Origin of the sequence: Serinibacter arcticus (assembly GCF_004786095.1) — a bacterium.
Lineage (GTDB): Bacteria > Actinomycetota > Actinomycetes > Actinomycetales > Beutenbergiaceae > Litorihabitans > Litorihabitans arcticus.
Genome location: NZ_RHPJ01000001.1, coordinates 90,899 through 112,506 on the forward strand (window position 1 = coordinate 90,899; position 21,608 = coordinate 112,506).

The 21,608-nt window shown below is 74.2% G+C and carries 15 protein-coding genes; 3 read left to right on the forward strand and 12 right to left on the reverse strand.

Annotation, left to right across the window (positions count from 1 at the left end):
• Window positions 1-3: 3 nt before the first annotated feature.
• Window positions 4-5,211: an Lhr family helicase gene (locus tag SERN_RS00450; protein ID WP_135848187.1), complete on the forward strand. Its 5,208-nt coding sequence runs from the start codon at window positions 4-6 to the stop codon at window positions 5,209-5,211.
• On the forward strand, window positions 5,204-6,094 hold the full coding sequence (locus SERN_RS00455; RefSeq protein WP_135848188.1) for a DNA-formamidopyrimidine glycosylase family protein: 891 nt from the start codon (window positions 5,204-5,206) through the stop codon (window positions 6,092-6,094). Before SERN_RS00450 ends, SERN_RS00455 begins: the two co-directional genes overlap by 8 nt.
• A 113-nt stretch (window positions 6,095-6,207) precedes the next feature.
• On the opposite strand, the gene SERN_RS00460 is transcribed toward SERN_RS00455, so the two are convergent.
• The 7 genes from SERN_RS00460 to SERN_RS15635 all read right to left on the reverse strand — a co-directional run bounded on the left by SERN_RS00460 (window position 6,208) and on the right by SERN_RS15635 (window position 15,043).
• A complete protein-coding gene (locus tag SERN_RS00460) occupies window positions 6,208-6,513 on the reverse strand; it encodes a helix-turn-helix domain-containing protein (RefSeq protein WP_135848189.1) in 306 nt (101 codons plus the stop codon).
• A 220-nt stretch (window positions 6,514-6,733) separates the two neighbouring features.
• On the reverse strand, window positions 6,734-7,240 hold the full coding sequence (locus tag SERN_RS00465) for a CinA family protein (RefSeq protein WP_135848190.1): 507 nt from the start codon (window positions 7,238-7,240) through the stop codon (window positions 6,734-6,736).
• The gene (pgsA, locus tag SERN_RS00470; protein WP_233251370.1) at window positions 7,237-7,833 is read right to left on the reverse strand and encodes a CDP-diacylglycerol--glycerol-3-phosphate 3-phosphatidyltransferase; all 597 of its coding nucleotides are present in this window, start codon (window positions 7,831-7,833) and stop codon (window positions 7,237-7,239) included. The genes SERN_RS00465 and pgsA overlap by 4 nt, the downstream gene beginning before the upstream one ends.
• A gap of 79 nt (window positions 7,834-7,912) precedes the next feature.
• Complete coding sequence (locus SERN_RS00475; RefSeq protein ID WP_233251462.1) at window positions 7,913-10,561, reverse strand: FtsK/SpoIIIE family DNA translocase; 2,649 nt, start codon at window positions 10,559-10,561, stop codon at window positions 7,913-7,915.
• A 469-nt stretch (window positions 10,562-11,030) separates the two neighbouring features.
• Entirely contained in the window at window positions 11,031-12,716 is a 1,686-nt protein-coding gene (locus SERN_RS00480; RefSeq protein ID WP_135848192.1) for a ribonuclease J, read from the reverse strand.
• Between the two features lie 43 nt (window positions 12,717-12,759).
• Window positions 12,760-13,671, reverse strand: a complete 912-nt coding sequence (gene dapA, locus SERN_RS00485) for a 4-hydroxy-tetrahydrodipicolinate synthase (protein ID WP_135848193.1) — start codon at window positions 13,669-13,671, stop codon at window positions 12,760-12,762.
• 85 nt (window positions 13,672-13,756) lie between these two features.
• On the reverse strand, window positions 13,757-15,043 hold the full coding sequence (locus SERN_RS15635) for a M15 family metallopeptidase (protein WP_135848194.1): 1,287 nt from the start codon (window positions 15,041-15,043) through the stop codon (window positions 13,757-13,759).
• A 173-nt stretch (window positions 15,044-15,216) separates the two neighbouring features.
• Between SERN_RS15635 and SERN_RS00495 the strand changes: the two genes are divergently transcribed.
• Window positions 15,217-15,849 (forward strand): GNAT family N-acetyltransferase, encoded by a 633-nt coding sequence (locus SERN_RS00495; protein ID WP_135848195.1) that lies wholly within the window; start codon window positions 15,217-15,219, stop codon window positions 15,847-15,849.
• Window positions 15,850-15,878: 29 nt separating this feature from the next.
• On the opposite strand, the gene SERN_RS00500 is transcribed toward SERN_RS00495, so the two are convergent.
• The 5 genes from SERN_RS00500 to SERN_RS00520 are packed head-to-tail and all read right to left on the reverse strand — an operon-like array spanning window position 15,879 to window position 21,485.
• Window positions 15,879-16,343, reverse strand: a complete 465-nt coding sequence (locus tag SERN_RS00500; RefSeq protein WP_135848196.1) for a tetratricopeptide repeat protein — start codon at window positions 16,341-16,343, stop codon at window positions 15,879-15,881.
• The gene (dapB, locus tag SERN_RS00505) at window positions 16,340-17,083 is read right to left on the reverse strand and encodes a 4-hydroxy-tetrahydrodipicolinate reductase (RefSeq protein WP_135848197.1); all 744 of its coding nucleotides are present in this window, start codon (window positions 17,081-17,083) and stop codon (window positions 16,340-16,342) included. The genes SERN_RS00500 and dapB overlap by 4 nt, the downstream gene beginning before the upstream one ends.
• 31 nt (window positions 17,084-17,114) lie before the next feature.
• The gene (locus SERN_RS00510) at window positions 17,115-17,876 is read right to left on the reverse strand and encodes an SDR family NAD(P)-dependent oxidoreductase (protein ID WP_135848198.1); all 762 of its coding nucleotides are present in this window, start codon (window positions 17,874-17,876) and stop codon (window positions 17,115-17,117) included.
• Window positions 17,877-17,889: 13 nt separating this feature from the next.
• Window positions 17,890-19,245, reverse strand: a complete 1,356-nt coding sequence (locus SERN_RS00515) for a M16 family metallopeptidase (RefSeq protein WP_135848199.1) — start codon at window positions 19,243-19,245, stop codon at window positions 17,890-17,892.
• Window positions 19,246-19,247: 2 nt separating this feature from the next.
• Complete coding sequence (locus SERN_RS00520; RefSeq protein ID WP_135848200.1) at window positions 19,248-21,485, reverse strand: polyribonucleotide nucleotidyltransferase; 2,238 nt, start codon at window positions 21,483-21,485, stop codon at window positions 19,248-19,250.
• Between the last annotated feature and the right edge of the window lie 123 nt (window positions 21,486-21,608).

A 21,608-nucleotide genomic window follows, 5' to 3' on the forward strand; every position in this document is an offset into this window, starting at 1 on the left:
GGCATGACCAGCACGCCGCGCGGCCTCGAGCGCTTCAGCGCCGCCACGGCGACGTGGTTCACCGAGTCGTTCGAGGCTCCCACCGCCGCCCAGGTCGGCGCGTGGGACGCCGTCGCCGACGGGCAGCACGCCCTCGTCGTCGCCCCCACGGGGTCCGGCAAGACCCTCGCCGCCTTCCTGTGGGCGGTCGACCAGCTGCTCACCGCCCCGGTGCCACCACCGCAGGAGCGCTGCCGCATCCTGTACGTCTCCCCGCTCAAGGCCCTGGCGGCCGACGTCGAGCGCAACCTCCGCTCGCCCCTGGTGGGCATCGCGCGGACCACGCGGACGCTCGGCCAGGAACCGCCCGACGTGCGCGTCGGTGTCCGCACGGGTGACACGCCCGCCAACGAGCGCCGCACGCTCGCGACCCGTCCGCCGGACATCCTCATCACGACGCCGGAGTCGCTCTTCCTGGTGCTGACCTCGGCCGCGCGCGAGGGGCTCACGGGCATCACGACGGTGATCCTGGACGAGGTGCACGTGCTGGCGGGGAGCAAGCGCGGCGCCCACCTCGCCGTCAGCCTCGAGCGGCTCGACGACATGCTCGCCACCCCGGCGCAGCGCATCGGCCTGTCCGCCACCGTCCGTCCGGTCGCCGGCGTGGCGACCTTCCTGGCCGGGATGCGCACCCCGGAGGACGGTGGCCGCGCCGTGCGGCTCGTCCAACCGCCGTCGACCAAGCAGCTCCTGATCGACGTCGACGTGCCGGTGCCCGACCTCACGGACCTCGAGGAGGAGATCGACGACGCCCCCGTGAGCGGCCCCGACCTCTCCGGTGCGGCGGCCGGAGCGCTCCCGACGCCGGGCCTTCCGTCCCGGGGCCGGACCGCCTCGGTGTGGCCGGCCGTGACGCGGCGCGTGGTCGACGTCATCAGCGAGCACCGCACCACCCTGGTCTTCACCAACTCGCGCCGCGGCGCCGAACGCCTCACCGCGCGGCTGAACGAGGAGTGGGAGCGCCGCCACGCCCCCGACGAGGACGCCGACCTCGACCACGACCTCGGCCGCGACGACGACCACGCCGCCGAGTCCGACGCCGGATCCGCCTGGGCGGCCGAGATGCCCGGCCAGTCCGGCACCGCACTCCCGACCGCCGGGGTGATCGCTCGCGCCCACCACGGGTCGATGAGCCGCGAGGCCAGGACCGCGATCGAGGACGACCTCAAGAGCGGTCGGCTGCCGGCCGTCGTCGCGACGTCCTCGCTCGAGCTCGGCATCGACATGGGTTCGATCGACGTCGTGGTGCAGATCGGCTCGCCGCCGTCGGTGGCGAGCGCGCTGCAGCGGATCGGTCGGGCAGGACACCAGGTGGGCGCCGTGTCGCACGGCATCGTGGTGCCGATCCACCGGGGCGACCTCATGCCCGCGGTGGCGGCCACCGTGCAGGCCCGCGTCGGCGGCATCGAGGACGTCCGCGGCCTCAGCAACCCGCTGGACGTCCTGGCGCAGCAGGTCGTGGCGATGCTGGCGGTCAAGGACTGGCCGGTGGCGGACCTGGCGCGGCTGCTGCGTCGATCGGCGCCGTACGCCACGCTGGGCGACGGCAGCCTGCACGCCGTGCTGGACATGCTCGCCGGGCGCTACCCGAGCGAGGACTTCGCGCAGCTGCGGCCCCGCATCGTGTGGGACCGCATCGAGAACACCCTCAGCGCCCGACCGGGTGCCCTGCGCCTGGCCGCCACCTCGGGCGGCACGATCCCCGACCGCGGGCTCTACGGCGTCTACCTCGCCACCGGGGCCGACGACGTCGCGGCGCGGGGCGGCCGGCGCGTCGGCGAGCTGGACGAGGAGATGGTCTTCGAGTCGCGCGTCGGCGACACGTTCACGCTGGGGTCGAGCACCTGGCGCATCGAGGACATCACGCCCGACAGGGTGCTGGTCACACCGGCACCGGGCGTCCCCGGGCGCCTGCCGTTCTGGAAGGGCGATCAGCCCGGCCGCCCGGCCGAGCTGGGGATGGCGCTCGGCGCGATGATGCGCTCCGCCCAGGAGTCCGGCGACCTCGCCGCGACCGTGGCGAGCTGGGACGTCACGGACTGGACGCGCGACAACCTCGTGGGCTACCTCGGCGAGCAGCTCGAGGCCGTCGGCCAGCTCCCGAGCGACACCTCGATCGTGGTGGAGCGCTTCCGGGACGAGCTGGGCGACTGGCGCCTCGTGATCCACTCACCCTACGGCTCGCGCGTGCACGCACCCTGGGCCCTGGCCCTCGTCGGTCGGCTGCGGGAGCAGCTCGGGATGGACGTGGCCGCGATGCACTCCGACGACGGCATCGTGCTGCGCCTGCCCGACGTCGACGACCCGCTCGAGGACTGGCTCCTCCCCGCCCCCGACGAGGCCCCGGCCTCGGGCGGCAGCACGACGGTCGGTCTCGCGGACCTGCTGCTCGAGCCCGACGAGATCCAGCGGGCGGTCATCGACGCGCTCGCCGGCTCCGCGCACTTCGCCGCCCGGTTCCGCGAGGCTGCCGCGCGGTCGCTGCTGCTGCCGCGGCGCCGCCCCGACGGCCGCCAGCCGCTGTGGCAGCAGCGCCAGCGCGCCAGCCAGCTGCTCGCCGTCGCGGCTCGCTACCCCGACTTCCCGGTCGTGCTGGAGGCGGTGCGCGAGAGCCTGCAGGACGACTTCGACACCTCCGCGCTCGAGGAGCTGATGCGGCGCATCGGTCGCCGCGAGGTCCGCATCCACGAGGTGACGACGTCCTCGCCGTCCCCGTTCGCGCGTTCGCTGATGTTCGCCTACGTCGGGCAGTTCCTCTACGACGGCGACGCCCCCCTCGCCGAGCGCCGCGCCGCCGCGCTGGCACTGGACCCGGAGCTGCTCACGGAGCTCCTCGGGCAGGGGGCCGGTGACCTCGCCGACCTGCTGGATCCCGAGGCGGTCCTGCGGGTGGAGGCCGAGGTCGGTCTGCGCACCGAGCAGGTGCGGGCGCGCGACGCCGAGGCCGTGCTCGACGTCGTGCGCCGCCTCGGCCCGATCCCGACGGCGGAGGTCGCCGTTCGCTGCCTCCCCGACGACGCCGCGGTGGCGGCGGCCGCCGGGGACGTGACCGAGACATCCGGGGCGACCAGCAGCGACACGGACACGACCAGCTCCGCCACGGCCGACTCCGCCGCGACCACCAGCGCCGCGGCCGAGGCATCGGTCGCGTCGAGCACCGCTCGGGCGGAGGCCTGGCTGCGCGACCTCGCCGACCAGCGCCGCGTCATGGCGGTCAGGGTGGCGGGTGTGGAGCAGTGGGCCGTGGTGGAGGACGCGGGCCGGCTGCGCGACGCGCTCGGCACCGCGCTGCCCGTCGGGCTGCCCGAGGCGCTGCTGGCGCCGGTCCCGGACCCGCTGAGCGACCTCGTCCGCCGCCACGCCCGCACACACGGGCCGTTCACCGTGTCCGACCTGGCGCGCCGGTTCGGGCTCGCCCCCGGCACGCTGACGCCGACCCTGGGGCTGCTCGAGGCGTCCGGCGCCGTCGTCGCCGGCCGCCTCCGGCCGCCCGGTGCGCGGCCCGGGGGGACGGACGGCTCACCCGCCTCGGATGCGACGGGAGCGGCGTCCTCGCCGGCCGTCGCCCTCACCGGCGAGCGGGAGTACTGCGACGCCGAGGTGCTGCGCCGGATCCGGCGCCGGTCGCTGGCCGCCGCCCGCGCCGACGTCGAGGCCGTTCCGGCACACGTGCTCGGCATCTACCTGCCGCGCTGGCACCAGCTCGGCCAGCTCTACGGGCTCGACGGCCTGCTCTCGGCCGTGGACCAGCTGGCGGGCGCCGAGCTCGACGTCGCCGACGTCGAGACGAGCATCCTGCCCTCGCGGGTGCGGTCGTACTCCCCCGGTCTGCTCGACGAGCTGACCAGCGCGGGCGAGGTGGTCTGGGTCGGAGCGGGCACCGGCAAGGTCGTGCTCGTCCCCGCCGACGCGGTGCCCCTGCTCGCCCCCGTGCCCGAGTCGCTGCCCGGTCCGACGGCCGCCGCCGTGGTGGACGCGCTCGAGCGGGGTGGTCTGTTCTTCCGGGACATCGTCTCGGCCGTGACCGAGGCGGCCGCGGCGGCCGGGGCGACGGCTCCGTCGTCCAGCGACGTCGAGGACGCCGTCTGGGAGGCGGTGTGGGCCGGACACGTCACCAACGACACGTTCGCCCCGGTGCGTGCCCGGACCGCCACGTCGGGTGGTGGGTCGCGCTCACCGCGCAACGGCACGTCCGGCACCTCCGCGACGCGGGCGCGCCGCATGAGTCGGCAGTCGCTGATGAAGGAGTCGATGCTCGCCAGCAGCGGCGCCCGGACCGGCAGCCGTGTCCCCCCGCGGATCGCGACACCGCCGACGATGGCCGGGCGCTGGAGCCTCGTCGGTGAGCGCAGCACCGAACCCACCCTGCGGATGACGGCCAGGGCGGCGAGCCTGCTCGAGCGCCACGGGGTCGTCCTGCGAGGCATCGCGCAGGCCGAGGGCGTCCCCGGCGGCTTCGGCGCGCTCTACCCCGTCCTCTCGCGCCTGGAGGACTCCGGCCGCATCCGTCGCGGCTACCTCGTGGAGGGTCAGGGCGCGGCCCAGTTCGCGCTGCCGGAGTGCGTCGATCGGCTGCGGGCCGACGCCGGCCTGCGACCGGGAGCCCTCGTGATGGCGGCGGCCGACCCCGCCAACCCCTACGGCTCCCTGGTCCCGTGGCCACGGTTCGGCCGATCCGACGGTGCCGCGCCCGGACCGGGCGCCACGACGGGGTCGGACCTCGCGGCCGACGACCACGACACCGGCACGGACGGCGCGGCCTCGGCGTCGGACACCCGGGAGCGCCGCACGCCCGAGGTCGTCGACCCCGCGGCCTCCACGGGTACCGGGGCTCGCCCGCGCCGGGTGGCCGGGGCCGACGTCGTGCTCGTGGACGGTCGTCTGGTGCTGTTCGTCGAGCGCGGGGGCGGCAGTGTGCTGGCGATGACCGACGACGGCGAGGACCTTGCGCTCGCGGCCCACGCGCTCGTGGACCAGGCCCCCGACCGCTACAGCGGTCTGACGGTGCGCAAGGTCGACGGCGAGGGCTCGCTGACGTCCCAGGCGCCGGCGGCGCTCGCCCTGCGGGAGGCCGGTTTCATCGCCACCCCGCGGGGCCTGAAGCTGCGGGCGCCCGCGGCCGCGGCCCGGGGGTCGAACGTCCGCGCGGCGGGGAGGTCGCCACGTGCCTGAGGGTGACGTGGTGCTCCGGACCGCCCGTCGCCTCACCCTGGCCCTGGCCGACGGCGAGCTGGTCCGGTCCGAGCTGCGCTGGCCCACGCTGGCCGGTCACGACCTCACCGGGCTGCGCAGCCTGGGAACGGCCTCCTACGGCAAGAACCTCCTCACCCGGTTCTCCGACGGCCGGACCCTGCACACCCACCTCCGGATGGACGGCACGTGGCGCGTGGCGGCCACGCCCGCCGAGAGCGACGACCGCGCCGGGGCCGACGTCGGCGCGCGGCGCTCCACGGGCGGACGGCCCCGCGACCGGCGCGAGAGGTCGCGCTACGGGCGTGGTCCGCGGACCTACGACCCGGCCGCGGCAGGTTCGGACGTCCGGGCCCTGCTCGCGACCGCGACGTGGACCTGCACCGGTCACCAGCTCGGGATGATGCACCTGCTGCGCACGCACGACGAGTCCCGCCTGCTGGCCCCGCTGGGGCCGGACGTGCTGGGCGACACCTACGACGCCGACGTCGAGGCGGCGATCGGTGAGGCGATCCACGCCCAGGGTGCGCGCGAGATCGGCGCGGTGCTGCTCGACCAGGGGGTCCTGGCCGGGCTCGGGACCATCTACATGGCCGAGACGCTCTTCCGGCACAAGGTCTCGCCGTGGCGGGCCGCCGCCGAGGTGCCCGACCCGGCCGCCATGTCCGCCACCGCGCGACGCCTCATGCTCGGCTCGGCCGACGCCCCCACCGGACCGAACACGCGGGGCTCGATCGCCATGGTGACCTACGGCCGGTCAGGCGAACCGTGCGTCCGCTGCACGACGCCGATCCGCGACGGGCGGGTGGGCGAGGCCCCCTACGACCGGATCGCCTACTACTGCCCGCGCTGCCAGCTGCGCTGACGCACGACCGCCCGTGGCCACGGCAGCTCGCCCCACCAGCGCGAAGCCCCGGACACGCCGCAGGGGCGACTCCCGGAGTCCGGTCGTCGCCCCTGCGGGCAGATCCTGCGAGGTCAGACGGCTGCCGCGAACGGACGGACCGAGGCCTCGAGCTCGTCGGGCACCGTGTCGGGGATGCGCACACCCTCGGCGGTGGCGATCCGGTCGCTGACCTCGCGCAGCAGCGCCCACAGCGGGATGTCCAGCGCGTCGCAGACCGAGCTCAGCAGCTCGGAGGACGCCTCCTTCTGGCCCCGCTCGATCTCGGAGAGGTAGCCGAGGGAGACCCGGGCCGCGGCCGAGACCTCACGCAGCGTCTTGCTCTGGGCGAGGCGGACGTCACGAAGCACGTCGCCCAGCTCACGTCGAAGCAGAACCATGGCCCGTCCCTCCTTCGCACCTGTGTCCACGATGGCCAGCTGAGCAGCTCCCGGTGAGGCTGCGCCGGCCAGACGGCCACGGTACCCCGGGCGTGTGACAGGCGTGCGTCCGAGGTGTGACGGTGTTCGCAGCGTGGACGCCCGGCGGGCAGCCACCTGCGCGACCGGCGTCAGCCGACCCTGCACGTTCATGTTCTTGTCCATCACTGGGTGCAACGCGTCAGAGGCGCGCCGTGTTCCCGTCGGCGACGACGGGAACGACCTCGTCGACCACGCCGAGCGCGACGCCGAGCGCCAGCTCGACGGCGGCTGCTCGGACCAGCGCGCGGCCGCCTCCCAGCAGCACGCTGCGCACCGCGACGACGTCACCGCGGACAGCGGCGACCACCACCCGGCCTGCCGCGACGCCGTCGCTCGGCCCCGGTCCGGCGACACCCGTCGTGGCCACGGCGACATCGGCGCGCAGCAGCCGCGCGGCCCCGCGCGCCATCGCGATCGCGACGGGGGCCGAGACCACGCCGTGCCCGGCGATCACCTCCGGAGCTACGCCCAGCACCTCGGACTTCACCTCGGCGTCGTAGGCGGTCACCGAGCCGCGCAGCACGGCCGAGGCTCCGGGAACCGCGACGACGGCGGCGCTCACCGCCCCACCGGTCAGCGACTCGGCCACGGCCAGGCGCCGCCCGGACGCGCGGAGCGCCGCCACCAGACGCTCGGCGGTGGTCACGCCGCCGGGCGGGTCGAGCGCGAGATGCGCCAGCCCTTGACCACGTAGTCCAGGCCCGTCAGGAGCGTGACGGCCAGGGCGAGGTAGAGGGCGACCAGCGCGACGACGCGCATCGGGTCGGGGTCGACGAGCGCGGACCACGGCACGACCAGCAGCACGATCGCGACGATCTGCAGCACCGTCTTGACCTTGCCGCCGAGCGATGCGGGCATGATCGAGCGCCGGACCAGGACCGCGCGCAGCGCGGTGATCCCGAGCTCTCGCACCGCGACGAGGATCGTGATCCACCACGGGACCTCCCCCAGCACCGACAGGGTCACGAGCGCGCCCAGGATGAGCGCCTTGTCGGCGACGGGATCCGCGAGCGTGCCGAAGGCCGTCACGAGGTTGCGCGAGCGGGCCAGGTGGCCGTCCAGCTGATCGGTGACCGAGGCCAGCACGAACACCGCCAGGGCCCACCACCGGGTCGGCGTCGACTCCGCCAGCAGCAGCAGGACGAACACGGGGACGAGGACCAGGCGACCGATGGTCAGCGCGTTGGGGAGGTTCCACATCCCCGCACGCCACGAGGCGGCGCTCTCGGTCCCTGTCACGTCACCACACTAGAGGGCGACGACGGCCACCCACGATTCGGTGCCCACCCCGGGCCGTGTCGCCCCCGTCCGGGCCGCCTCACCGACCGGTCAGGCTCCATGCGTCCTCGGACTCCTCGTCGTCGTCCTCGGCCCAGACCTGGGGCCGCGAGGCGAGGTCGTCGGCCACGAGGTCGACGGGCGCCGCCGCGGCGTACGAGGTGGCGGGCACGCCGCCCGCGGCGACCGACCCGCCGGACCCGCCCGACGGCACGTCGTCGCCGCGCAGCATCGCGAGCATGTCGGGCAGGCCCTCGGGCGTGACCATGACGTCGCGGGCCTTGGAGCCCTCGGAGGGGCCGACGATCTCGCGCGACTCCAGCAGGTCCATGAGCCGTCCGGCCTTGGCGAAACCGACGCGCAGCTTGCGCTGCAGCATCGACGTCGAACCGAACTGCGTGGTGACCACGAGCTCGGCGGCCTGGAGCAGCAGCTCGAGGTCGTCGCCGATGTCCTCGTCGACCTGCTTCTTGGTCGCGACGACGGCCACGTCCTCGCGGTAGGAGGCCTGCGCCTGGCTCTTGACGTGCTCGACGACGGCGTTCACCTCGGACTCCGTGACCCAGGCGCCCTGCACACGCATCGGCTTGGCCGATCCCATCGGCAGGAACAGCGCGTCACCCTGGCCGATGAGCTTCTCGGCGCCCGGCTGGTCGAGCACCACGCGAGAGTCGGCGAGCGACGACGTCGCGAACGCCAGCCGACTCGGGACGTTGGCCTTGATGAGGCCCGTGACGACGTCGACCGAGGGTCGCTGCGTCGCCAGCACCAGGTGGATGCCCGCGGCGCGCGCGAGCTGCGTGATGCGCTGGATGGAGGCCTCGACGTCGCGCGGCGCGACCATCATGAGGTCGGCGAGCTCGTCGACCACGACCAGCAGGTAGGGGTAGGGCGTGATGACGCGCTCGCTGCCCGGGAGCGGTTTGACCCGACCCGAGCGCACGGCCTTGTTGAAGTCGTCGATGTGCTTGAAGCCGAAGTTGGCGAGGTCGTCGTAGCGCGCGTCCATCTCCCGCACCACCCAGTCCAGCGCCTCGGCGGCCTTCTTGGGATTGGTGATGATCGGGGTGATGAGGTGCGGGATGCCCTCGTACATGGTCAGCTCGACCCGCTTGGGGTCGACGAGGATCATCCGCACCTCCTCCGGGGTGGCGCGCATCATGATCGAGACGATCATCGAGTTCACGAAGCTCGACTTTCCGGCTCCCGTGGCGCCCGCGACCAGGAGGTGCGGCATCTTGGCGAGGTTCGCGATGACGTAGCCGCCCTCGACGTCCTTGCCCACGCCCATCACCATCGGGTGCTCGTCGCGGTGCGCGACGGAGGAGCGCAGCACGTCGCCGAGGACGACGGTCTCGCGGTCGGCGTTCGGGATCTCGATGCCGATCGCGGACTTGCCGGGGATCGGGGACAGGATGCGGACGTCGGCGCTGGCCACGGCGTAGGAGATGTTCTTGCTCAGCGCCGTGACGCGCTCGACCTTGGTGCCGGAGCCGAGCTCGACCTCGTAGCGCGTGACGGTCGGGCCACGCGTGAAGCCCGTGACCTCGGCGTCGACGTCGAACTGCGTCAGGACGTCCGTGAGCGCCTCGACGACGCGGTCGTTGGCGGCGCTGCGCTTCTTGTGGGGGGCGCCCTCCACAAGCGCGCCGGGGGGCGGCAGCACGTAGCTCAGCGAGGGGTCGAGGGCCTGCTGCTCGGCGCGCGGCGGCAGCACCTGCGTCGGCGGCGCCTGCAGCTCCAGCGGTTCGGTGATCGGCTCGGCGAGCTCGACGTCGTCGACCACCCCCGCGGCGGCTGCGACGGCGGCCGGCGCGGTCCGCCCCGGTCGCTGCGGACGCACGGGTCGCGCGGGCTCGGGCTCGGGGAGCTCCTCGTGGAGGTCGGGGCGCACGAAGGCCTCGTCGGCGACGCGGTCGCCCACGGCGGTGACCGCAGCGGCGTCGGCCTCGGCCTCGGCAGCCCGCTTGCGGGACCGGCGCCCGCGGGCACGGCCGAGCGCCTGGGCGGGGAGGTCGTCGTCCTCGTCCTCGTGGGCGCGCGTCACGTCGTCCTCGTCGCGGTCCTCGCCGTCCTCGGCGTGCTCGCCGTCGGCGCGGACCCGGGACCGGCCGGTCACGGTGTCACCGAGCGCGGTCAAGCGCTCCGGGATGGCACGCACCGGCGTCGCCGTGAGGACGAGGAGGCCGAAGAACGCGAGGATCGCGAGCACGGGGACGGTGACGAACTCGCTCAGGAGGGCGGTCATGGGGTTGGCGGCGAGCCAGCCGACGATGCCGCCCGCGCCGCGCAGCCCCTCCCAGCCCTGACCGATCTCGGGGGCCCCGCCGGCGACGGCAAACAGACCGCAGGACGCGAACGTGATGATGGCGAGGCCGATGGTGATGCGGCCGTTGGCCGGACCGAGGTCGGGGCGACGCATCAGGCGCACGGCGAGGGCCACGAGCAGCACGGGGATGACGACGGCGACGCGTCCGACAGCGCCCGCCGCAGCGACGTGCACGAGGTCGGAGCCGGAGCCGGTGAGGGAGAACCACTCGCGGGCGGCGACCGCGATCGCCAGCGCGACGAGAGCGAGGGCGAGGCCGTCGCGGCGCAGCGCCGGGTCGATGCCCTTGGCGCCGGTGCCCACCGAGCGCGCGGTCCCGCCGACGACGTGGGCGATGCCGAGCCAGGCACCGCGCACCATCCGGACCGGGAGCGCGGGGCGGTGCGGTGCGGCGGGAGCGGTGCGGGCCGCGGGCTTGCGCGCCGTCGTGCCCCCGTTCTTGCCCGACGTCGTGGCGGCGCTGCGACCCGGCGCCTGCTTCCGGGTCTCCCCCGCGCGCGACCTCGTCGACGACGGCGCGGCGGCGCGCGACGTGGACGCTGTCCGGGCCGACCGTCCGGCGCCTGCCGAGGTGCCGGCGGCGCGGGCCGCCGAGGCGGTGCGCCCCGGGGACGGTGGCTTGTTCGCCATGTGACTCTCCTCCTGGTGCGGTGCGGCGGCGTCGGCTGGACGCACGCCACCTGCCCACTCAACCACGCCGCATTCACCCGCCCCGGGACCGACACCCGGCCGCCCGGCCGGGCCGGACGCACGGACGGACCCCGCCGGTGGCGGGGTCCGCCGGGGGTCCTGCGGGTCGAGCGGGTCGAGCAGGTGGATCAGCGCGGGATCACGCCTCCACGACCACCGGGATGATCATCGGGCGACGGCGCAGGCGAGTGGAGGCCCAGCGGCCGACCACGCGACGCACGACCTGCTGCAGCTGGTGCGTGTCGACGTTGCCGCCGCGGGAGGCCTCGGCCAGCGCCTGCGTGACCTGGGGGACGACGTCCGCCAGGACGTCGTCGTGCTCGGCGAGCCCGCGGGCCTGGACCTGCGGGCCGGCGACGACCTGACCGGTGGTGGAGTCGACCACGACGAAGACGGAGATGAAGCCCTCCTCCGCCAGGATGCGGCGGTCCTTCAGCTCGGTCTCGCCGATCTCGCCGACGCTGGAGCCGTCGACGTAGACGTAGCCGCACGGCACCGCACCGACGATGCGAGCCTTGCCGTCGATGAGGTCCACGACGACGCCGTCCTCCGCCAGGATGACGCGTTGCGGGTCGACCCCCGTCTTGACCGCGAGGGCGCCGTTCGCCACGAGGTGGCGGATCTCGCCGTGCACGGGCATGACGTTCCTGGGCCGCAGGATGTTGTAGCAGTACAGGAGCTCGCCGGCGCTGGCGTGGCCCGAGACGTGCACCTTGGCGTTGCCGGAGTGCACGACCTTCGCCCCGAGACGCATGAGGCCGTTGATCACGCGGAAGACGGCGTTCTCGTTGCCGGGGATGAGCGAGGAGGCCAGCACGACGGTGTCGCCGGGTCCGACCTCGACGCGGTGGTCGCGGTTGGCGATGCGCGACAGCGCGGCCATCGGCTCGCCCTGCGAACCGGTGCACATGAGCACGACGCGGTCGGCCGGCATCTCGTCGATGCGCTTGACGTCGACCAGGACCCCGTCGGGGACGGTGAGGTAGCCGAGCTCGGCCGCGATCGTCATGTTCCGCACCATCGATCGGCCCACGAGGGCGACCTTGCGCTCGTTCGCCCACGCGGCGTCGATGACCTGCTGCACGCGGTGGACGTGCGAGGCGAAGCTGGCCACGACGAGCCGACCGGTCGCCGCGGCGAACACCTGGTCCAGCACCGGACCGATCTCGGCCTCGGCGGTCGTGAAACCGGGCACCTCGGCGTTGGTGGAGTCCGGCATGAAGAGGTCGACGCCCCTGTCGCCGAGGCGCGCGAACGCGTTCAGGTCGGTGATGCGGCCGTCGAGCGGCAGCTGGTCCATCTTGAAGTCGCCCGTGTGCAGCACGGTGCCGGCACCGGTCGTGACGGCGACGGCGAGCGCGTCCGGGATGGAGTGGTTCACGGCGATGAACTCGAGGTCGAACGGGCCGATGCTGGCCTCCTCGCCCTCGGCGACCTGGCGCAGCACCGGCGTGATGCGGTGCTCCTTGAGCTTGGCGCTGATGAAGGCGAGCGTGAGCTTCGAGCCGATCAGCGGGATGTCGCGGCGCAGGCGCAGGAGGTAGGGAACCGCGCCGATGTGGTCCTCGTGCCCGTGCGTGAGGACGACGGCCTCGACGTCGTCGAGGCGGTCGGCGATCGAGGAGAAGTCGGGCAGGATCAGGTCGACGCCGGGCTGGTGGTCCTCGGGGAAGAGGACGCCGCAGTCGATGATCAGCAGACGGCCGTCGTACTCCAGGACGGCCATGTTGCGGCCGACCTCACCCAGTCCACCAAGCGCGACGACGCGCAGGGCGCCCGTCGGCAGCGGACCGGGGAGCGGCAGCTCGGGATGGCTGTGGGACATGACTTTCCTTCCGTGGGCTGGCCGGCGGGCCAGGTGTCGCGGGCTAGGCCGCGAGGATGCCGAGGGCGCGCAGCCGCTCGGCGAGGTCGGTGAGCTCGGACTCGTCGGCCTCGACGAGGGGGGACCGCACCGTGCGGTGCGGGATGGCGCCGAGCAGCTCGAGCGCGGCCTTGGCGTACACCGCGCCCTGTCCGGCGCCCATGATCGCGTCGCACACCGGAGCGAGCTCGACCGCGAGGTCCTGCGCTCGGCTCAGGTCCCCCGTGCCGATGCGCTCGACCATCTCGGCGTAGGCGCCCGCCACCACGTGACCGACGACGCTGACGACGCCGACGGCGCCGTGCGCGAGCCAGGCGAGGCTGAGGTTGTCGTCACCCGAGTAGAACGCGAGGCCGGTGCGGCGCATCCGCTCGAAGCCGGCCGGCACGTCGCCGGTCGCATCCTTCACGGCGAGCACGCGGTCGTGCTGCGCGAGCCGGTCGAGGATCTCGTCACCGATCGCGACGCCGGTCCTGCCGGGGATGTCGTAGAGCATGACGGGCAGGTCGACCGACTCGACGATCTGGTGGATGTGGCGGTAGACGCCCTCCTGCGAGGGACGGTTGTAGTAGGGCGAGACCACGAGCACGCCGTGCGCACCCGTGCGCTCGGCGCCCTGCGCGATGCGGACCGCGTGCTGCGTGTCGTTCGAGCCGGCACCCGCGACGATGCGCGCGCGGTGCCCCACGGCGTCGACGACGGCGCGCACGAGCGCGTCCTTCTCCGGCTGGTGCGTGGTCGGGGACTCCCCCGTGGTGCCGTTCAGCACGAGGCCGTCGGCGCCGTCGTCCACGAGCCTGGTGGCCAGGGCGCAGGCGGCGTCGACGTCGATGCTGCCGTCGGGGTGCATGGGGGTCACCATCGCGACCGAGACGGAGCCGAACTCCGCCAGGGCGCGGGCGTTGCGCGTGCTCATGGGAGGAACCTACCGTCGAAGGGAGGACGCCCGAGCGCCCGGACCGGGTGCCGGACCTTGGGCCGGAGCGCCATGTCGGCGCCGGTCACGGGGCTCCGCCGAGGTAGTCGGCGGAGAGCCCGAGGTGCTCCTCGAGGGTGAGGCCGGCGTCGGTCAGCTCGGTGGCCAGCTCGACGCCGAGGAACCGCAGGTGCCACGGCTCGTACACGTAGCCGGTGATCGCCTCCTTGCCCTCCGGGTAGCGCACGACGAACCCGAACCGCGCCGCGTTCGCGGCGACCCAGGTCGCCTCCGGGGTGCCGTCGAAGGCCCGGGAGGGGTCGTTGACGTCGAGCGCGAGACCGCTCTGGTGCTCGGAGAACCCCGCACGGGAGGAGAACCGGTCGGCGTAGGTGGACCCGTGCTCGGCCGCCCACCGACCGTAGGTGGCGGCCTGGTCGTCGTACGACCGGTACCCGGACGCGACGAACAGCGTCAGGCCCTCCTCGGCCGCGGCGGCGGCCGCCATCCGGTCGAACGCGGCGGACACCTCCGGCTGCATGCCCGGGTCGTAGCCGAGCGGCAGCGGGACGGCCTTGCTGATGACGGGGATGCCGCCGACGGTGGTCGGGGCATCGGGGCGCGTCACGACCTCGGCGTGCGATGCGGTGGCGGTCTCGAGGTCCGTCTGCACGGCGCGCAGGGCGTCGAGGTCGGTCACGGGAGCGGCGGCCTCGCCGTCGACGGTGGCGCCCTCGCGCACGGCGACCCCGGCGGCGACGGCGTCGCGCAGACCCGTGAGCACGGCCGGATCCGCCGCGATCGGCTCCCACGACGCCAGGCGCTGCTCGCCCGCGGCCAGTGCGTCCAGCACGCCCTGCGTGGCGGCGACGAGGCGAGCGGCGCGGACGGCGTCCGCAGCGGCGGCGACGGCGGCCGAGGTGTCGGTCACGTCGGTCACCGTGGGCGTGGTGGTGACGGGGACGTCCACGAGCACGCTCTCGACGACCGCGGGCACGCTGGTCAGCTCCACGGGTGCGGCGAGCGCGGACTCGGCATCGGCCACGGCGGCCCTGAGCTGCTCGACGGCGGCGGGGTCGACGCCGTCGTTCGCGAGTCCTCGCCTCCCCTCGGGGACGGCGGGGGTGTCCAGATCCGTGCCCGCCAGCACGGCTGCCGCGGATCCGACCTCGAGCTCGAGCTCGCTTCGCGCCGCGTCCACGGCCACGCGCATGCCCTGCTCGGTGACCACGGCGGAGTCGCGCACGGCGGTGATGCGCTCGGCGCTCGCGGAGCGCTCGCCGAGGTGGGCGGCCGAGACGCCGGAGGCCGCGACGAGCGAGAGCGCCACGGCCAGCACGCGACGACGACGTCGGTACGTGGCAGGGCTCACCCGAAACCTCCTTCTCGACACGCACTCGTTGCGGGGACGGGCGCCAGGCGCGCGCCACGCGCGGGTGCGCCGGTGCGCACGACCGCCCCACGATACCTCCGAGGTCACGGTCAGGTCACGGCGAGGTCCCGGTGCGGTCCAGGCGGACGAGCCCCGTGCGCGAGGATGGGGGCATGCTCTCCCCCCTCGTCGCCGACGTCTCCGTGCGCCCGGCCACCCCCGCCGATGCCGAGGTCGTCACCGCTCTCCAGCTCGCCGCGTGGCGCGAGCGGCTCGGCGAGGAGGCCGTCTCCTCGATCGACCCGACGGTCGTCGCCGCGTCCTGGACCGCGGCGATCGCGTCGCCGCCCGATCCGCGCGGGCGCGTGCTCGTGGCGGCGGCGGGCCCGCGCGTCGTGGGTTTCGTGGCCACCGCGCCCTCCGCCGCCTCGCTCGCGGCCGGCGGTCCGGACCCCGCGGACCCGGCGACCCCCGAGGAGGCGGCTCCGGACGGCTGGACCACCGAGCTGGTCGCGCTCGAGGTGGCACCGGCGGACCGCCGGCAGGGCCACGGCTCCCGGCTGCTGGCCGCCGCCGTCGACCTCGCCCGCGAGCGCGGCGCCCACCACGTGGGCGCCTGGAGCCTGCGCGAGGACACCTCCCGGACCGGCTTCCTGACCTCGGCCGGGCTCGCCGAGGTCGGCGTCCGCCGCGTGCTGGACGTGCCGGGGGGCGAGCGCGAGGAGTTCCTGCTCACGGGCGTCATCCAGCCCGAGCCGGCCGCCGCGCCCCGTCCCGGTCAGCACGACCACCCGCACCCGCACTGACGCCCGGGCCCGTCGGTGGGCGCCGAGCGTCAGCGGCGCGCGTCGCGCTCGAGCCGGACGGCCCGGCGCAGCGCCTCGCGCGCACGACGGCGGTCCCCCGCGGCGTCGTAGACCCACCCGAGCCGGTACCAGGCGCGCCAGCTCTCGGGCTCGGCCACGACCGCGTCCCGCGCGGGCTCGAACCGCTCCCCCGCGACCGACCGGTCGATGCGCCCGCCGGGGCTGCGCGGCAGGTCGTCGACCTCGAGCGCGTCCTCGGCGGCCAGCACACCGGTGAGGCGGTCGACGGCGCGCGCCTGGCCGACCTCGCGCACGAGGAACCACACGGTCAGGACCGGGATCACGAGCACGGCGGCCCCGAGCGCGATGCCGACGGCCTCGCCGGAGCGCAGCAGCAGCACGCCCCGCTCCCCGACGGCCACGACGTAGAGCCCGAGCAGCAGGATCAGCGCGATCGCTGCCCAGAGCGAGCGGCGCGCGAGGGAGGGCCTCACAGGTCGAGGTAGGTATCGAGGCCGACGTGCACGCCCGGACGGGCAGCCACCTCGCGCACCGCGAGCAGCACGCCGGGCATGAAGCTCACCCGGTCGAAGGAGTCGGTGCGGATGGTGAGGAGCTCACCGGGGTTGGACAGGAAGATCTGCTCGTGCGCCACGAGACCCGCCAGCCGGAGGGAGTGGACGTTGACGCCGTCGACGTCGGCGCCCCTGGCCCCCGGCAGCGACGTCGCCGTGGCGTCGGGCATGGCGCCCAGACCCGCCTCGGCACGCGCCGCGGCGATGCCGTGCGCGGTGTGGACGGCCGTGCCCGAGGGGGCGTCGAGCTTGCGGGGGTGGTGCATCTCCACCACCTCGGCGGAGGCGAAGTAGCGGGCGGCGACCGACGCGAACCGCATCGCGAGCACGGCCGACAGCGCGAAGTTGGGGGCGATCAGCACGCCGACGTCGGGGCGGGTGGACGCGTGGGCCCTGACCCGTCCGAGCGCGGCCGCGTCCCAGCCGGTCGTGCCCACGACGGCGTGGACCCCGGCGTCGAGCAGCGCGTGCACGTTGGCCTCGGTGACCTCGGGGACGGTGAAGTCGATCGCGACGTCGGCCACACCGGTGAGGGCCGCGACGTCGTCGCCCTCCCCCAGCTCGGCGACCAGCTCCAGCCCGTCGGCGGCCCGCACCGCCGCCGTCGTGGTGCTGCCCATCCGACCCGCCGCGCCGAGCACGGCCACAGTGATGCTCACCCGCTCAACCCTACGTGCCCGGAGCCGTCGCTCAGCCGCGGCCGAGGCAGGCGCCACCGTTGACCTGGAGGATCTGACCCGTGGTCCAGGCGGCGCCGGGGCCTGCGAGGTAGGCGGCGGCGTCGGCCACCTCCGACGGGAGTCCGGCGCGACCCAGCAGCGTCGGGCGCACACGCTGGTCGACGGCGCTCTCGCTCAACCGTCCCTGCCAGAACTCCGTGTCGGGCACGAAACCGGGAGCGAGCGCGTTGACGGTGATCCCCTCGGGTCCGAGCTCGGCCGCGAGGCCGAGCGTGAGCGAGGAGATCGCGCCCTTCATGGCCCCGTAGGTACCGCCGCCGCGCACGCCGGCGATGGAGCTCATCGTGAGGACGCGCGCGCCGGGCCGGCGCAGGTGGGGGCGGAACGCCTCGATCGTCAGCACCGCGGTGAGGACGTTGAGCGTGAACAGGTCGGTCGTCAGGCGCGCGGTCTCGGCGAGGTCCGCGCCGGCGCGCGTGCTGCCGCCGCCCGCGTTCGCGACCAGCACGTCCACCGGACCGTCCTCGGCGACGGCGGCGGCCAGGTCCTCGACCTGGCTCGCCTCGGCGAGGTCGCACGCGTGCGTGGTCACGGCGGTGCGGCCGAGCCGCGCGTTCAGCCGCTCCGCCGTCGCGACGAGCACGTCGGGGCGACGCCCCACGATCACGACGTCGTCGCCGTCAGCGGCGAACCGCTCGGCGATCGCCGCGCCGAGGCCCGTGCCACCCCCGGTGACGACGGCGCGGCGGGGGTGGACAGCAGGCTCGGTCATCGGGGGTCCCGTCTCAGGCGGTTCGCGCCAGCAGCTCGCCGGCGAGGTCGTGCGTGAACGGTCCGACGACGACCAGCGAGCGGGGGCTCGTGCGCAGGTCGGCGGCGAGGTCCTGCACGTCGGCGGCGGTCACGGCCCGCAGCGCCTCGAGGGTCTCCTCGAGCGTCCAGAGCTCGCCGAGCGAGATCTCCGACCGCGTCAGGCGCGCCATCCGCGAACCGGTGTCCTCCAGCCCCAGCACCAGCGAGCCCGAGAGCTGCCCGACGGCGCGGCGCAGCTCGTCGGCCGAGACGGGCGTGTCCGCGAGGGCGCGCCACTGCTCGTCCATCACCGCGACGACCTCGGTCACCTTGCCGGGTGTGCACCCGGCGTAGAGGCCGAACAGACCGGCCTCGGTGTAGCCCGAGGAGAAGGAGTAGGTGGAGTAGGCCAGACCGCGGCGCTCGCGGATCTCCTGGAACAGGCGGGAGGACATCCCGCCGCCGAGGACCGCGTTCAGCACGGACATGGCGAACCGTCGAGGGTCGCCCGCGGGGAGCGCACGGCCGCCGAGCAGGATGTTGGCCTGCTCGGTGGGCCGGTTGACGGTGGTGGCGGAGCCGGGCGCCTCCGGGATCGTCTCGCCGGTGCGGCGTGCGACGGGTCGGGCGTCGGGCGCGAGGTCCCAGCCCCCCAGCGCGGCACCGGCCAGCACCAGCTCGCAGAGCTCGTCGTGGTCGACGCCACCGGCGGCAGTGACGACCAGCTCGGAGGGGCCGTAGGTCCGGCGGTAGTGCTCCAGCACGGCCTCGCGCGGCACCGAGCGGATCGTCTCCGGCGTCCCTCCGATGGGGCGTCCCAGCGCGTGCTGGCCGAAGACGGCACCCGTGAAGGTCTCGTGGGCGACGTCGGCCGGATCGTCCTCGGTCATGGCGATCTCCTCGAGGATCACCCCGCGCTCGAGCTCGAACGCCTCCGGCTCCAGCGTCGCCGAGGTGACCATGTCGAGCAGGACGTCGACGGCCATCGCACGATCGGCGTCGAGCACGCGCGCGAAGTAGGAGGTGCTCTCCTTGCCGGTGGCGGCGTTCGCCTCACCGCCGACCTCGTCGAAGGCCTCGGCGATCTCGAGCGCATCGCGCCGCGGCGTCCCCTTGAAGAGCAGGTGCTCCAGGAAGTGGGTCGAGCCGTGGTGGCCGTCGTGCTCGTCACGCGAGCCGACGGCCACCGTCGCGGAGACCGAGACCGAGCGCTGACCGGGCATGGCCTCGGTCAGCACCCGGATCCCGCCGGGGAGGACGGTGCGCTGCAGCCGTCCTCCCCCCTCGACCGCGTGGTCGAACGTGCCGACCCCGGAGCCCGGTCCTTCGAGATCCAGGGGTCGGGGCATGCTCAGGCCTCGTCGCCCGCGGCGTCGGAGCCCTCGGCGGACTCGTCGTCCTCGATGACCGCGTGCAGCGAGAGCTTGCCGCGCGGGTCGATCTCGGCGAGCTCGACCTGGACCTTCTGGCCGATGGACAGCACGTCCTCGACGTTCTCCACGCGCTTGCCACCGACGAGGCGGCGGATCTGGCTGATGTGCAGCAGACCGTCCTTGCCGGGCGAGAGCGAGATGAACGCGCCGAACGTGGTCGTCTTCACCACGGTGCCGACGAAGCGCTCGCCGACCTCGGGCATGTGCGGGTTCGCGATCGCGTTGATCGCCGCCCGCGCGGCCTCGGCGGACGGCCCGTCCGTCGCGCCGATGAACACGGTGCCGTCATCCTCGATGGAGATGTCGGCGCCGGTGTCCGCCTGGATCTGGTTGATCATCTTGCCCTTCGGGCCGATGACCTCACCGATCTTGTCGACGGGGACCTGGACCGTGATCACGCGGGGCGCGGTCGGGGCCATCTCGTCGGGCGTGTCGATGGCCTCAGCCATGACGTCGAGGATCGCGAGGCGAGCCTCCTTCGCCTGGGAGAGGGCGCCGGCGAGCACCGAGGCGGGGATGCCGTCGAGCTTCGTGTCGAGCTGGATGGCCGTGACGAACTCACGCGTGCCGGCGACCTTGAAGTCCATGTCGCCGAACGCGTCCTCGGCGCCGAGGATGTCGGTGAGCGCGGCGTAGCGCGTCTCGCCGTCGATGCTCTCGGAGACCAGACCCATCGCGATGCCGGCGACGGCGGCGCGCAGCGGCACACCCGCGTTCAGCAGCGAGAGGGTCGAGGCGCAGACGGAGCCCATCGAGGTGGAGCCGTTGGAGCTGAGCGCCTCGGACACCTGACGGATCGCGTAGGGGAACTCCTCACGGGCCGGCAGGACCGGCATGATGGCGCGCTCAGCGAGCGCCCCGTGGCCGATCTCGCGACGCTTGGGGCTGCCGACGCGGCCCGTCTCGCCCGTGGAGTAGGGCGGGAAGTTGTAGTTGTGCATGTAGCGCTTGCGCGTGACGGGCGACAGCGTGTCCAGCTGCTGCTCCATCTTCAGCATGTTCAGCGTGGTGACGCCCATGATCTGGGTCTCGCCGCGCTCGAAGATGGCCGAACCGTGGACGCGGGGCAGGACCTCGACCTCGGCCGACAGCGGACGGATGTCGCGCAGGCCGCGGCCGTCGATGCGGAAGGAGTCCGTGAGGATCCGACGACGGATCGCGGCCTTCGTGAGGGCGCGGTACGCGGCGTGCAGCTCCTTCTCGCGGCCGTCGAAGCCGGCCTGGAGGGCGCCGATCGCGGCGTCGCGAACCTCGTCGAGACGCGACTCGCGGGTCTGCTTGTCGGCGATCTGCAGGGCCTGCTCGAGGTCCGCGCCGGCCTGCGAGGACATCGCGTCGAACGCGTCGGTCTCGTAGTCGGGGAACAGCGGGAAGGAGCGGATCTCCTTGGCGGCCTGGCCGGCCAGGGAGAGCTGCGCCTCGGCGAGCGCACGGATGAACGGCTTGGCGGCCTCGAGGCCGGCGGCCACGACGTCCTCGGTCGGAGCCTGCTGGCCCTGGCCGTGGATGAGGTCCCACGCGGCCTCGGAGGCCTCGGCCTCGATCATCGCGATGGCGACGTCGGGGCCGTCGGAGGTCTCCACGACGCGGCCCGCGACGACCATCTCGAAGACGGCCTTGGCCGACTCGCTGTAGCGCGGGAACGCGACCCACTGGCCGTCGATCAGGGAGACGCGCACGGCGCCGACCGGACCCGAGAACGGCAGACCGGAGATCTGGGTGGACGCCGACGCGGCGTTGATCGCCAGCACGTCGTAGGTGTCGTCCGGGTGGATCGCGAGCACGGTCTCGACGACCTGGACCTCGTTGCGCAGACCCTTGACGAACAGGGGGCGCAGCGGGCGGTCGATGAGACGGCAGGCGAGGATCGCCTCGGTCGAGGGGCGGCCCTCGCGGCGGAAGAACGAGCCGGGGATCTTGCCGGCGGCGTACTGCCGCTCCTCGACGTCCACCGTGAGGGGGAAGAAGTCGAAGCCCTCGCGGGGGTGCTTGCCGGCCGTCGTGGTCGAGAGCACGACGGTGTCCTCGTCCAGGGTGGCCAGGACGGCGCCGCCGGCCTGCTTGGCCAGACGGCCGGTCTCGAAGCGGATGGTGCGGGTGCCGAAGCGACCGTTGTCGATCGTTGCCTCGGCGAACGTGATCTCGGGACCCTCCACGGGTGCCCTCCTTCGTGGTTCGCGCGCCGACCGGCGCCCGTCTTCGATCGAGGCCCTCGCTCCGCGGCCGAGTGCCGGGAGACGGGAGCCACTACCGAGGACCGACGGCGGTGCCGACGCTTG